The organism is Herbidospora mongoliensis, from assembly GCF_001570545.1.
Taxonomy (GTDB): domain Bacteria; phylum Actinomycetota; class Actinomycetes; order Streptosporangiales; family Streptosporangiaceae; genus Herbidospora; species Herbidospora mongoliensis.
Map to the genome: position 1 here is coordinate 277,041 of NZ_BBXD01000015.1, position 14,587 is coordinate 291,627.

The 14,587-nt window shown below is 71.3% G+C and carries 5 protein-coding genes; 3 read left to right on the forward strand and 2 right to left on the reverse strand.

Annotated elements, in window-relative coordinates; genetic code table 11:
- Together AW272_RS22440 and AW272_RS22445 are read left to right on the forward strand one after the other, a co-directional pair.
- Nucleotides 1–9,669 carry a type I polyketide synthase gene (locus AW272_RS22440; RefSeq protein WP_066368501.1) on the forward strand — a complete coding sequence of 3,223 codons (9,669 nt, stop codon included), beginning with the start codon at nt 1–3 and terminating at the stop codon, nt 9,667–9,669.
- Between the two features lie 15 nt (nt 9,670–9,684).
- Nucleotides 9,685–11,148, forward strand: a complete 1,464-nt coding sequence (locus tag AW272_RS22445; RefSeq protein ID WP_066368504.1) for a M48 family metallopeptidase — start codon at nt 9,685–9,687, stop codon at nt 11,146–11,148.
- On the opposite strand, the gene AW272_RS22450 is transcribed toward AW272_RS22445, so the two are convergent.
- On the reverse strand, nt 11,149–11,859 hold the full coding sequence (locus AW272_RS22450; protein ID WP_218011012.1) for an ABC transporter permease: 711 nt from the start codon (nt 11,857–11,859) through the stop codon (nt 11,149–11,151). It lies immediately after the preceding gene.
- Nucleotides 11,860–11,928: 69 nt separating this feature from the next.
- Nucleotides 11,929–12,846, reverse strand: coding sequence for an ABC transporter ATP-binding protein (locus AW272_RS22455; protein ID WP_066368510.1), 918 nt, complete (start codon nt 12,844–12,846; stop codon nt 11,929–11,931).
- 257 nt (nt 12,847–13,103) lie between these two features.
- On the opposite strand from AW272_RS22455, the gene AW272_RS22460 reads away from it, so the two are divergent.
- Nucleotides 13,104–14,309, forward strand: coding sequence for a cytochrome P450 (locus AW272_RS22460; protein ID WP_169807597.1), 1,206 nt, complete (start codon nt 13,104–13,106; stop codon nt 14,307–14,309).
- The last annotated feature ends 278 nt before the right edge of the window (nt 14,310–14,587 follow it).

Sequence of the window (14,587 nt, forward strand, 5' to 3'; positions counted from 1 at the left end):
ATGGCCGCTTCCATAGAGGACTACGTCGAAGCGCTGCGAGTCTCGCTGAAAGAGACCGAACTGCTGCGCACGCAGAACCGGGAGCTCACCGCCGCCGCGCACGAGCCCATCGCGATCGTGTCGATGGCGTGCCGGTATCCCGGCGGCGTCGACTCACCGGACGCCCTGTGGCGGCTGGTCGCCGAGGGCAGGGACGCGATCACGCCGTTCCCCGCCGACCGGGGCTGGAGCGCCGACGGGCTCGGCGAGACCCTCGCCGCCCAGGGCGGCTTCCTGGACGGCGCGGCCGACTTCGACGCGGACCTGTTCGGCATCTCGCCCCGCGAGGCGCTCGGCATGGAGCCCCAGCAGCGGCTGCTGCTGGAGACGGCCTGGGAGGCGTTCGAACGCGCGGGCCTAGCCCCGGACACCATGCGCGGCACCCGGACGGGCGTGTTCATCGGCGGCACCGGATCCGGCTACGGCGCCGGCATGGCGGTGGCCGACGGCGACAAGGGCTTCCTGCTGACCGGCGGCGCGCCCAGCGTCCTGTCGGGCCGGGTGGCGTACGCGTTCGGGCTCGAAGGCCCGGCGGTGACGGTGGACACGGCGTGTTCGTCGTCGCTGGTGGCGCTGCACATGGCGATCCAGTCGCTGCGGGAGGGCGGCTGCGATCTCGCGCTGGCGGGCGGGGTGACGGTGATGACCTCGTCCATGACGATCGTGGAGTTCGGAAAGCAGGGAGGTCTGTCGTCCGATGGACGGTGTAAGTCGTTCTCGGCGGAGGCCGACGGCGCGGGCTGGTCGGAGGGCGTGGGGCTGCTCCTGGTGGAGCGGCTGTCGGACGCGCGGCGTCGTGGGCACGAGGTCCTCGCGGTGGTGCGGGGCAGTTCGATCAACCAGGACGGCGCGTCGAACGGCCTGACGGCCCCGAACGGTCCGGCGCAGGAGCGGGTGATCCGCCAGGCGCTGACGGGCGCGCGGCTGTCCACCGCTGATGTCGACGTGGTCGAGGCGCACGGCACCGGCACCCGGCTGGGTGACCCGATCGAGGCGCAGGCGCTGCTCGCCACCTACGGGCGGGGACGTAGCGCGGACCAGCCGTTGTGGCTCGGGTCGATCAAGTCGAACATCGGGCATTCGCAGTCTGCTGCGGGTGTGGCCGGTGTGATCAAGATGGTGCAGGCGATGCGCCATGGGGTGCTGCCGCCGACGCTGCACGCCGATGAGCCGTCCCCGCACGTCGACTGGTCGGCGGGCGCGGTCGAGCTGCTGACCGAGGCCCGGCCGTGGCCGTCGGCGGGCCGTCCTCGCCGGGCGGCCGTGTCGTCGTTCGGGATGAGCGGGACGAACGCGCACGTCATCCTGGAGCAGGCCCCGGCCGAGACGGAGGTTCCGGCGGTTTCCCCGGCCGGCCCCGTGCCGTGGGTGCTGGCGGCGAAGACGGCCGAGGGGCTGCGTGGCCAGGCGGCCCGGCTGCGCGAGTTCGTGACCTGGGACGGCGTGAAGAACGCGGACGTCGCACGCTCGCTGCTGTCGCGGGCGGCGCTGCCGCATCGCGCGGTGGTACTTGGGTCCGAGCGTGAGGAACTGCTGGCCGGGCTGGACGCGCTCGCCGACGACGGCTCCGCGCCGAACGTGGTGCGGGGCGGCAGCACGGCCGGAAGCGTGGTGTTCGTCTTCCCTGGTCAGGGTTCGCAGTGGGTCGGGATGGCGCAGGGTCTTCTCGACTCCTCCCCGGTGTTCCGGGAGCGGCTGGCCGAGTGTGAAGCGGCGCTGTCGGAGTTCGTGGACTGGTCGCTGAGCGAGGTGCTTCGCGACGGCACCGGCCTGGAGCGGGTCGATGTGGTGCAGCCGACGTTGTGGGCGGTGATGGTCTCCCTCGCCGCGACATGGCGGGCACACGGTGTCCATCCCTCAGCGGTGATCGGGCATTCGCAGGGTGAGATCGCCGCCGCTGTCGTGGCGGGGGCGCTGTCGCTGCAAGACGGCGCTCGTGTGGTCGCACTGCGCAGCAAGGCGCTGATCGCGCTGGCCGGTGGTGGCGGCATGGTCTCCGTCGCGGCCGGACATCAGCAGGTGGAGGAGTTGTTCCCGAACGGGATCGCGGCTTTCAACGGGCCGTCGTCGACGGTGGTGGCCGGTGAGCCGCAGGCGCTGGACGAGCTCCTGGCCGAGTGTGAGTCGCGGGGCATCAGGGCTCGCCGGATTCCGGTGGACTATGCCTCGCATTCCCCTCAGGTGGAGCTGATCCGCGAGGAGATCTTGGCTGTGCTGGCCCCGGTCACGCCGGTGGCTTCGGCGGTTCCGATCTATTCGACGGTGACCGGTGCGCCGATCGAGACGACGGTCATGGATGCCGCGTACTGGTATCAGAACCTTCGTTCTCCGGTGCGCTTCGAGCAGACCACCCGATCGCTCATCGCCGACGGCCGGTCCGTGTTCGTGGAATGCAGTCCGCATCCGGTGCTGACGATCGGCGTACAGGAAACAGCGGAAGAAGCGGTCACGGTAGGCACGCTGCGTCGTAACGACGGCGGTCAGGACCGGTTCCTGGCGTCGCTGGCCGAAGCCTGGTGCGCGGGAGTCGACGTCGACTTCGCCGGATTCGTCCAGGGTGGCCGCCGGATCGAGTTGCCGACGTATGCGTTCCAGCGGCAGCGCTACTGGCCGATGCCCCTACCTGCGGTCGAGGCTATCGCTCATGTGGACCCGGTGGAGGGCCGGTTCTGGGACGCGGTGGAACGCGAGGACCTGGAAGCACTAGCAGGCACGCTGCAGTTGGAGCAGGCGCCGGAACTACTCGGCGAGGTCCTGCCCGCGCTGTCGGCCTGGCGTCGCGGACGCCGCAGGGACGCGGTGATCGACTCCTGGCGTTACCGCATCGTGTGGAAGCCGGTGTCGGACCTGCCCGCGCAACCCACGTTGAGCGGATCGTGGCTGCTGGCGGCCGACGACGACGGCGACGAAGTGGCGGCGGTTCTGCGGTCGGCGGGCGCGGACGTGATCACGGTGACCGTGTCCGATCGCGACGCGACGGCCGGGCTTCTTCGTGAGGTCGGACCGGTCGCCGGAGTGGTCTCCCTGCTCGGTGCCGATTTGGCCGCGACGGTGACTCTCATCCAGTCCCTGGGCGACGCCGGCATCACCGCCCCCATGTGGGCTTTGACCGGCGGCGCGGTCTCGATCGGCCGGTCAGACCCGCTGACCAGTCCCGCCCAGGCTCAAACGTGGGGCCTGGGCAGGGTCGCGGCACTGGAATATCCCGGCCGATGGGGCGGCCTGATCGACGTCCCCGCCACACTCGACGCCCGCGCCGGAACTCGGCTGGCGGCGATCCTGAGCGGTGGCGCGGGCGATGAGGACCAGCTCGCGGTCCGCGCGTCGGGTGTGTTCGCCCGGCGGTTGGTCCGCGCTCCCCACACCGCCGGCGAGACCGGCGTGCGCCCGCTGGAGGGCACGGTGCTGGTGACCGGCGGCACGGGCGCGCTCGGCGCGGTCGTGGCCCGCTGGCTGGCCGGACGCGGCGTGCCTCACCTGATCCTGACCGGACGTCGAGGCGCCGCCACGCCGGGCGTTGACGCCCTGGTGGCGGAACTGACGGAGCTGGGCACCCGGGTGACTGTCGCCGCCTGCGACGTGGCCGACCGGACGGCCCTCGCCGGCCTGCTCGCCACCGTTCCCGACCTCACGGGAGTGGTGCACGCCGCAGGCGTCGGCCACCCCACGATGCTCGACCAGGCCGGGCCCGCCGAACTGGCCGAGGTGCTCAGCGGCAAGGTGAACGGCGCGGCCAACCTGCACGAACTCACCCAGGACCTCGACCTGTTCGTCGTGTTCGCCTCCGGCGCCGGTATCTGGGGCAGCGGCGGCCAGGCCGCGTACGGCGCGGCCAACGCCTACCTCGACGCGCTGGTCACCCAGCGCCGCGCCCAGGGACTCGCCGGCACCTCCGTGGCCTGGGGCGCCTGGGGGGAGACCGGCATGGCCTCGCAGGAGGGCGCCCGCGACTACCTGCGCGAACGCGGCATGATCCCGATGGACCCGGAACTGGCGATCCAGGCCCTCGCCCAGACCGTGGACGGCGGCGAAGAGTGCCTGACCGTCGCCGACATCGACTGGCCCCGCTTCACCGACACCTTCACCGCGACCCGGGTCAGCCCGCTCCTCGCCGAACTGCCCGAAGCGCGACCGGAGCCGGTCACGACGGCAGGCGACCACGACGACTCGGCGCTGGTGCGCAGGCTCGCCCCGCTGCCGACATCCCAGCGCCGGCAGATCCTTCTCGACCTGATCCGCACCGAGGTCGCCTCGGTCCTCAAGCACCCCGACACGCAGGCGATCGCGGCGACGCGGACCTTCAAGGACCTCGGCTTCGAATCCCTGACCGCCGTCGAACTGCGCAACCGCCTCAACCAGCAGACCGGGCTGCGACTGCCCGCGACGATGGTGTTCGACCACCCGACCCCGACCGCCCTCGCCACCTACCTCCAGGGCGAACTCGGCCTCGGCCAGGCGGACTCGCTCGCGCCCGCTCAGGTGACGGAGCAGGGTCTCGACGACCCGATCGCGATCATCGGCATGAGCTGCCGCTTCCCCGGCGACATCCGCGACCCCGCCCAGCTCTGGGACGTCGTCGCCGCCGGAACCGACACCCTGTCGCCCTTCCCCGCCGACCGGGGCTGGCCCGACCAGATGGCCGGCGTGGGCGGCTTCGTCGACGCGACCGACTTCGACGCCGCGCTGTTCGGCATCTCTCCCCGCGAGGCGCTCGCGATGGATCCGCAGCAGCGGCTCGTCCTGGAGAGCGCCTGGGAGGCCTTCGAGACCGCCGGCATCGACCCCCACTCGATGCGCGGCACCCTGACGGGCGTCTTCGCCGGCGCCTCGCCCTCGGGCTACGGACAGGGCCAGGTGCTTGACGGCGTCGAAGGGCACCTCCTGACGGGCACGGCCATGAGCGTGATCTCCGGCCGGGTGGCCTACACCTTCGGCCTCGAAGGCCCGGCCGTGACCGTGGACACCGCGTGTTCGTCGTCGCTGGTGGCGCTGCACCTGGCGGCGCAGGCCCTTCGTGGCGGTGAGTGCGACATGGCGCTGGCGGGCGGCGTCGCGGTGATGTCGACCGCCAACGCGTTCGCCGATTTCGCCCTTCCTGGCGGGTTGTCGTCGAACGGCCGGTGCAAGGCGTTCGCGGGCGCGGCCGACGGGACCGGTTGGGGCGAGGGCGTCGGTGTCCTCGTTTTGGAACGGCTGTCGGATGCTCAGCGCAACGGCCACGACGTGCTGGCGATCGTCCGGGGGAGCGCGGTCAACCAGGACGGCGCGTCCAACGGCCTGACCGCGCCGAACGGCCCGTCGCAGGAGCGGGTGATCCGCCAGGCGCTGGCCAATGCCCGACTTCAGTCTTCCGACGTGGACGTCGTGGAGGCGCACGGCACCGGCACGAAGCTCGGCGACCCGATCGAGGCCCAGGCGCTGCTCGCCACCTACGGACAGGACCGGGAGGAGCCGCTCTGGCTGGGCTCGATCAAGTCGAACATCGGCCACACCCAGGCCGCCGCAGGTGTGGCCGGTGTGATCAAGATGGTTCAGGCGATGCGCCACGGGACGCTGCCCGCGACGCTGCACGTGGACGAGCCCACTCCCCACGTCGACTGGTCGGCGGGCGCGGTCGAGCTGCTGACCGAGGCCCGGCCCTGGCCCTCGACGGGTCGGCCGCGCCGGGCGGGCGTGTCGTCGTTCGGGGTCAGCGGCACCAACGCGCATGTGATCGTGGAGGCGGCTCCGGTCGTACCGGAATCGGTTTCTGACGAGGCCCCGGCCACGGTGCTGTGGCCGGTGTCGGCCAAGACCGCTGACAGCCTGCGGGCGCAGCAGGACCGGCTGGCCGCATTCGTGGCCGCGTCGAAGCCGGCGGCGGCCGATGTCGCGCACTCCCTGTTCTCCAGGGCCGCGCTGCCGCATCGCGCGGTGGTGATGGCCACGGGTGAGGTGATCTCGGGCGTCGCCGATGAGGGCCGGACCGCGTTCCTGTTCACCGGTCAGGGGTCGCAGCGGCCCGGGATGGGACGCGGCCTGTACGACGCGTTCCCGGTCTTCGCCGACGCCTTCGACGCGGTCTGCGCGGAACTCGACCTCCGGCTCGACCGGCCTCTGCGCGACGTGCTGTCCGACGGGACCGACCTCGACCAGACGATGTGGGCCCAGGCCGGGCTCTTCGCCGTCGAGGTGGCGTCGTTCCGGCTGCTGGAGTCGCTCGGGGTCGTCCCGGACTACCTGCTCGGCCACTCGATCGGCGAGGTCGCCGCAGCCCACTGCGCGGGGATCCTGTCCCTGGAAGACGCGTGCACCCTGGTCGCCGCGCGAGGCCGCCTGATGCAGGCGCTTCCCGCAGGCGGCGCGATGCTCGCCCTTCAGGCCACCGAAGATCAGATCGTCGATGATCGCGTCGACATCGCCGCGATCAACGGCCCCGACTCCGTGGTGATCTCCGGCCCCGCCGACGTCATCGAGGAATGGACCACCCGAGGCTTCAAGCACACCCGACTGAAGGTCTCGCACGCCTTCCACTCCAGGCTCATGGAACCGATGCTGGACGAATTCGCCCAGGTCCTGACCACACTGACCTTCGCCGAACCCCAGATCCCCATCGTGTCTGGCGACATGACCACACCCGGCTACTGGGTCCGCCAGGTGCGCGAGACGGTCCGCTTCGCCGAAGGTGTCACGCAGCTGGGCGAGCAGGGCGTGACCCGGTTCGTCGAGCTCGGCCCGGACGGGGTCCTGTCCGGCCTCGCCCAGCAGTCCGTCGACGGCGTGTTCGCCCCGCTGATGCGCCGCGGCCGCGACGAGCACGAGACGACGCTGACCGCGCTCGCCCGTCTGTGGACGGCCGGTGCCGAGATCGACTGGCACACGGCTTTCCCCGGTGGACGCCGGGTGGCACTGCCGACCTACGCGTTCCGGCGGCAGCGCTACTGGCCGGAGACCGCTCTCGCCCTGGGCGATGCGGGCGCGATGGGCCAGACGGCCGTCGGGCATCCGATGCTGCGCGCGGCGGTGGTGTCGGCCGGTGACGGAGCCGTGCTGCTGACCGGCAGGCTGTCGCTGGCCACGCACGCCTGGCTGGCGGATCACGCCGTGCTGGACCAGGTGCTGGTGCCGGGCACGGCGCTGGTGGAGATGGCATGGGCCGCCGGAGGGCTGGTCGGCTGCCCGGCGGTGCGGGAGCTGGTGTTCAGGACCCCGCTGGTGCTGTCGGAGCGGAGCGCCGCCCAGATCCAGGTCACCGTGAGCGCCGCCGACCCCACGGGCGACCGGACGGTCGAGATTTACGCACGACCCGAGGCCGACGGCGACGGGCCCTGGACGTGTCACGCCGCCGGAGTGCTGACGGCCGCGCTCGCCCCGACGGAGATCGACCTCACGGTCTGGCCGCCGCAGGGCGCGGAGGCGGTGCCTCTTGACGGTTTCTACGACGCCCTGGGAGAGCGCGGCTACCACTTCGGCCCGGTGTTCCGCGGCCTGCGAGCGGCCTGGCGCGAAGGCGACCGGGTGTACGCCGAGGTCGCGCTGCCGGAGGAGGCGGTGGCCGACGCGGCCGCGTACAACGTGCATCCGGCGTTGCTCGATTCGGCGCTGCACTCGGTGGGACTGACCGCCGGGGTGGCGCGGACGACGGGCATGGGACTGCCGTTCGCCTGGACCGGAGCCCGGCTGGACGCCGTGGGCGCCTCGGTGCTGCGGGTGATGGTCCAGCCCGGGGAGGAGGGCGTGTCGCTGCGGCTGGCCGACGGCGTCGGCGCGGCGGTGGCGAGCGTGGAATCGCTGATGATGCGGGAGGTCTCGCCCGAGGCGCTCCAGCCCGTGGCGGACCCCGCGAAGGACGCGCTGTTCGCGGTCGACTGGGTGCCGCTGGTCGAGTCGTCCGCCGTGACGCCCGACACCTCCGGCTGGACGACCGCCAGCGACGACGTGGTGTCGCCCGTGGTGGTGCTGCCGGTGCCGGACCAGTGGTCCGGCGACGCCGGCGAGGTGCACGCGGTGACCGCGCGGGTGCTGACGGCGGTGCAGGAGTGGTCGTCCGACGAACGCTTCGCCGACTCCCGGCTGGTCGTCGTGACCCGGGGAGCGATGCCGGTCGAGCCGGACGGCGTGAATCCCGTCGGCGCCGCCGTGTGGGGTCTGCTGCGGTCGGCCCAGACGGAGCTGCCCGGCCGGATCCTGCTGGTGGACGCCGATCCCGCCGGCGACCCCGACGACATGTGGGCCACGTGGCCGGCCGTCGTCGACGGTGACGAGCCGCAGGTCGCGGTCCGCGGCGGCAGCCTGTGGGTGCCGCGCCTGGTCCGGGCCGCCGCGACCGAGACCACGGTGACGCCGGACCTGGACGGCACGGTGCTCATCACCGGTGGCACCGGGACGCTCGGCGGCGTGCTCGCCCGGCACCTGGTGACCGGACACGGCGTCCGCCACCTGCTGCTGCTCAGCCGCACCGGGCCGGACAGCCCGGACGCGTCCGCCCTGGTGGCGGAGCTGGCCGACCTGGGCGCGGTCGGCGAGGTGGTCGCCTGTGACGCGGCCGATCGCGACGCGCTCGCCTCGGTGATCGACCTGGTGAGGGACCGGCTGATCGGCGTCGTCCACGCCGCCGGTGTGGTGGACGACGGCGTGTTCGGCGGGCTCGACCCGCAGCGGCTCGGCGCGGTGCTGCGGCCGAAGGCGGACGCGGCGGTCAACCTGCACGAGCTGACCGCCGGCCTGGACCTGTCGATGTTCGTGCTCTATTCGTCGGTGTCGGCGACCTTCGGCACCGGTGGCCAGGCCAACTACGCGGCGGCGAACTCCTTCCTCGACGCGCTGGCCGTCCACCGCAGGTCGCTCGGACTGCCCGGCCAGTCGCTCGCCTGGGGCATGTGGGCCCAGGCCAGCGCCATGACCGGCGGCCTGGGCGACGCCGACCTCGCCCGGGTCCGCACCCTCAGCAGGCCGATGCCCACCCCGCAGGCGCTGGCCCTGTTCGACCGGGCGCTGACGCTGCCCCGGGCGCACCTGATGCCGATCCCCATCGACCTGGCCGCCCTGCGGTCCGGGACGCACCCCGTTCCCGCCCTGCTGCGCGCGCTGGTGCGCGGACCGGCGCGGCGGGCCGTCGACAGCCGCCAGGTGGACGGGCCTTCGCTGGCCGACCAGCTGGCGGTCATGGCCGACGCCCAGCGGGACGCGACCCTGCTGCACCTGGTCACCAGCCAGGCCGCGACGGTCCTCGGGCACGGCCCGGCCGACGTGATCGCGGCCGAACGGCCGTTCAAGGACCTGGGGTTCGACTCGCTGACCTCGGTCGAGCTGCGCAACCGGCTGAACACCGCCACCGGCCTGCGGCTGCCGCCGACGCTGGTCTTCGACCACCCGACCCCGGCCGCGCTCGCCCGGTATCTGCGGGCCAGCCTGCTGCCTTCGGACGCCACCCCGGCCGAGCACCTGATGGGTCAGCTGACCCGGATGGAGGTCGAGCTCACCGGGCTGGCCGCGGGCGACCGGGCGGCCCTGCGGGCCAAACTGGAGCTGATGATCGACCGGCTGCGGACGGCTGAGGGGGCGCTGCTCGACGTACCCGACGACAGCGACCTGGAGTCGGCCACGGGAGACGACATCTTCGCGCTCATCGACAGCGAGCTCGACATCTAGCACTAACGTGATCACATGGGACGCGCCCTGGTAGCCATCGGCATGTTGTGCGGCTTGTTCGTCGTGGCGGCCGCACAGCTCGCCGGGTTCGCCCTGGTGCTGCGGGTGCTGCCCCCGGTGCCTCCGGGACCCCTGCCCGCGTCCTCGGCCGTGGCCTACATGGTGCTCTGCCTGATCCTTTTCGGCTGCGCCGGCGCCCTGTTCGTCGCGCTGGGCGCCGGTCTGGGGCGGGCGCTGCGGTCGCGCCGGTACTCGCCGCCCGGGGCGGTGGTGGACCCTGATCAGGCCCCTGACCTGTGGGAGCTGGTGCGGGAGCTGGCCGCCTCCGCCGGAACCCGTCCCCCGGACGAGATCCGGCTCATGGCGGAGATGAACATCCGGTCGGAGGAGACCCTGCTGCGGGGCCGCCGCCTCCTGTCCGTCGGCCTGCCGTTGTTACAGATCGTGACGCTCGGCCAGATGCGGTTCGGTCTCGCGCACCACGTGGAGCACCTGGCCGCCGGTCACGCCCGGGCGCGGGGCATCGCCGAGTGGTGCGGCATGGTCATCACCGGAGCCGGCGGGCGCCTCCGCCCCGGCAACCCGGCCGGGTGGGCGTTCCGCGCGTACGCGTGGGTGTACACGCTGATCGACGGCGCCGTCCGCCGTCGCCAGGAGCGGCGCTGTGACGCCGCCGGCGCGCGGGTGGCCGGGCCGGTCGCCGCCGTCGGCGCGCTGAGCGAGATGACGGCGCTCCAGCAGGTGCAGAGCGTCTTCTACGACTCCTACGTGTGGCCGGGCTGGGAGGCGTCGGAGTACACGCCCGCCGATCTGTTCGGGGGGTTCGCCGAGTTCGTGGCGGCCCGCAAGACTGAGGTAGACGACCTACGGGCCGAGCCGTTGTCCACGACCTGGTCATGGCGGGATCCCTATCCGTCCCAGGCCGCCCGCGTCGCCGCCGTCACCGCCCGGTTCCCCGTCTCCGACGTGGCGGCCGACGAACGGCCCGCCGCGCTGCTGCTCCCCGACCTCGCCGCCGCCGGGAAGGCGGTGCACGACGCGGACCCGGAGCTCGTCGCGCGCCCCGCTCTGGACTGGCCGGAGTTCACGCACGTCGCCGTCACCGCGCAGTTGCAGCACCGGGTCGACGTGATGCTGCGGGCCATCGGCCTCACCGGATCGGGACTGCCCGAGGTGCTGCGGCTCCTGGAGGAGGGCCGCCTCGCCGACGCCGCGCGGCCTCTGTTCCCGGACGCCGTTCCTGAGGACCTGCCCGAATTGTTCGTGCCGCCGCTGGAGATGTTCATGAACCTGGCCGCCATCCGCTCGGGCCAGGCCACCTGGCGGCACTCCTGGACCGAACCCGCCGAACTGTTCACTCCGGACGGAGTCCCCCTGGACCTGTCGGCGGTGGCGGAACGCGCGATCACCGACCCGCGCGGCGCCACCGCCGAACTGGCCGCCCTCGGCATGGACGAAGGCGGCCGCCCTGGTTTCTGACTACTCCCAGCGGAACAGACGTGCCGCGCCGACGCCGAACACCACCGCGTAGGCGGCCAGCACGATCACGGTGATGCCGGAGGGCATGCCGGTCGCGGCCGCGTCGTTGAACGCCAGCACGGCGGCGCCCAGCGGGGTGAAGTCACCGATCGTGGCGAGCGCGTCCGGCAGCATCTCCTTGGGCACGTAGATCCCGGCGAAGAACATGAGCGGGAAGAACAGCGCGCTGCCCGCGCTGGTCGCGGCCTTGGTGGTCTTCAGCACGGAGGCCATGAAGAGCCCGATGGCCAGCAGCATCCCGACCGTGAGCAGGAACGCGAGCAGGAAGCCCAGGACGTTGGACGGCAGCTTGACGTCGAAGGCCACGGCGGCCGTGCCGAGCACCAGCACGGTCGTCACGACGGCGATCACCGCCTGCACCGCGAGCTGGGCGAGCAGCACCCGGGCCGGGCCGACGGGCGTGATCGACAGCCGGCGAAGGATCCCCTTCTCGCGGTATCCGACCAGGTAGGTCGGGGTGATGAAGAGGGCCAGCAGCGCGAAGGACATGACCAGGATGATCGGCGTGTAGTAGTCGATGCCGCGCGCGCCGAGCTCCGGACTGACCTCCCGCGACGACGGAACGCTCCCGATGATCACCACGAGGGCGACCGGGAAGATCAACGTCCAGAAGTACGCGGCGGGGTCTCGCAGGAAAAGCTTGAACTCCACGGCAGTGAGTCGGTTGAGTGCCCGCACTGTCGTCTCCTTACTGGGCGGGGGAGGGGTGACGGGGGCGGATCACTCGGCGGCGTGGTCGAACCGGCGGCCGGTCAGAGCGATGAAGGCGTCGTCGAGGGTGGCCTGCTCGGAGCGCAGGTCCAGGGCGACGATCTGGTGCTGGGCCAGCACCGAGGTGACGGCGTGCATCAGGTTGCCGGTGCCGGTGACCACCACCTGCTGGTGGTGCCGCTCGACGGAGGTGACCTCGGGCAGCACGGTCAGCAGCTCGTCGTCGAGCGTGGAGCCCGGCCGGAAGCGGACCTTCTGGTCCTGGTCGACCTTGGCCACCAGGCCGGTCGGCGTGTCCAGCGCGATGATCTTGCCGCCGTCGATGATGGCCAGGCGGTCGCACAGCCGCTCGGCCTCCTCCATGAAGTGCGTGACCAGCAGGACGGTGATGCCGCGGTCGCGGACCTGCTCGATCAGCTCCCAGGTGTCCCGGCGCGCGCCCGGGTCGAGGCCGGTGGTCAGCTCGTCGAGGATGGCGACCTTGGGGGAGCCCACCAGGGCCAGGGCGATCGACAGGCGCTGCTTCTGCCCGCCGGAGAGCTTCTCGTAGGCGCTGTCGGCCTTCTCCTTCAGCCCGAGGTCGGCCATCAGCGCGCGCCAGTCGACGGGGTTGTCGTAGAAGGAGGCGTACAACTCCATCGCCTCGGCGACGCGCAGTTTGTCGGGCATCGCGCTCTGCTGCATCTGCATGCCGACGATCTGGTGGAGCTTGGTGCCGTCACGCTGCGGGTCGAGACCGTGCACCGAGATGGTCCCGCCGTCGGGCTTGCGCAACCCGGCGATGCACTCCACGGTGGTGGTCTTGCCTGCGCCGTTGGGGCCGAGGATGCCGAAGATCTCTCCCTCCTCGACTTCGAAAGATAAGCCGTCCACGACGACCTTGTGGTCGTACTGCTTGCGCAGCTCCGACACGACGATCACTGACACGGTGTACGTCTCCTCAGCACTCGGAAATCTTCGGCGATCAACGGTCACATGGATCTTGGCATAGGGCACACACGAAAGTGAGCGTAAACGGCGTTCCGGTCCTTGCGTCCGATGGCGGGGAAATCAAGGGTTGACTTAGGGGGTCATGTGGATATAGGGGTATGCGCTCCCATCGGCGCTGCCTAAGCTCGGCCTCACGCAGAGGACAAAGGAGCGCGTGAACGATGGAGTCGAACGAGCGGCAACTTCGTACGCAGATGCGTTTCTTTCACGAACTCATCCGCACGCTGGCCAAGCAGGGCGATCCCTATGCGAAAGTCCTGGCCGCGCCCGACGACCCTTATCCGCACTACGAGGAGCTCCGGGCCCGCGGCGTCCTTTACCAGAGCTCGCTCGGCACCTGGGTGACGACGAATCACAAACTCGCCAACGAGGTGCTGCGCGACCGCCGATTCGGGGTGCGAAAGGCGAACGGCGAGAAAGCGCCGGAGTTCATGCAGTTCGACAACTCCATGCTCGGCCTCGACCCGCCCGACCACACTCGGCTGCGCCGCATGACCACGCCGACCTTCAACCCCCGGATGGCCGAACGCTGGCGGACCCGGGCCGAGAAGATCTGCCACCGGCTCATCGACGACCTGCTGGCCACCGGCGACCGGTTCAACCTGATGACCGCCTTCGCCCAGCACCTGCCGATCGCGGTGATCGCCGACCTGGTCGGCATCCCGGAGGAGCACCGGCGCACGTTCTACGTTCTCAGCCGGGAGATCACCCCGCTGCTGGACGGTGTGGTGACGTACGAGAAGAAACAGAGCGTCGACGCGGCGCTCGCCGGCATGACCAAGCTTTTCACCGGCATCATCGCGCAGCGCAGGGCCGACCCGCGTGACGACATGATCAGCCGGATGCTGCCGATGGTCGACGAGGGCCGGCTGTCCATGGCCGAGCTGGTGCCGCTGTGCATGTTCCTGCCGCTGGCCGGCAGCGAGACGACGGTCAACCTGATCGGCAACGGCGTGCTCGCGCTGCTGCGCCACCCCGAACAGTGGGAGATGGTGGCCGAACGGCCCGAACTGGCGGCCGGCGTGGCCGCCGAGACACTGCGCTACGACCCGCCCGTGCAGACCTACCGGCGGATCGCGCACGAGCCGATCGAACTGGCCGGCGTCTCGCTCCCGGTCGACGGCGAACTGGCGATCGTCGCAGGCGGCGCCAATCGCGACCCGGACGTCTTCCCCGATCCGGCGCGCTTCGACATCACCCGCGACATCGGCGCCGACACCCTGTCCTTTTCCTCGGGAATCCATTACTGCCTGGGCGCCTCGCTGGCCAAGATGGAGGCCGAGGTCGCCTACCAGGTGATTATCTCCCGGATGCCCAGGCTGCGGCAGGCGGGACCGGTGCGCCGGCGTGGTTCATTCATCATTCGCGGAATGCTGGAATTTCCGCTCTCCGCGAGTTGACCAGGAAGTTCACCCGCTCGGGGGCCTGTCGGGCTCCCGAGCTCTCTTATTTTCCGGAGAAACGCGGCGCGACAAAGCCTGAATAGGTGGGGACCGACGCGGCTTAGGGGTTGGCGCTGCCGGGTCTCCTGCATATCGTCGCTGCTGAAGGCCATTCTGGCGGCCATTGTGTTGGAAAAATACTGCGAACGTCAGGTTCGTCGGGTGACCACTGTCGAGATTCGCCTCGCAGGAATCCCAGGGCCATTCCCGGCGCGTTGAGAGTGGTTGAGGGGTTC

What these genes read in the sequence shown, in the direction of transcription:
- AW272_RS22440 (WP_066368501.1), top strand. Translation starts at nt 1, where the DNA reads ATGGCCGCTTCCATAGAGGACTACGTCGAAGCGCTGCGAGTCTCGCTG.
- AW272_RS22445 (WP_066368504.1), top strand. Translation starts at nt 9,685, where the DNA reads ATGGGACGCGCCCTGGTAGCCATCGGCATGTTGTGCGGCTTGTTCGTC.
- AW272_RS22460 (WP_169807597.1), top strand. Translation starts at nt 13,104, where the DNA reads ATGCGTTTCTTTCACGAACTCATCCGCACGCTGGCCAAGCAGGGCGAT.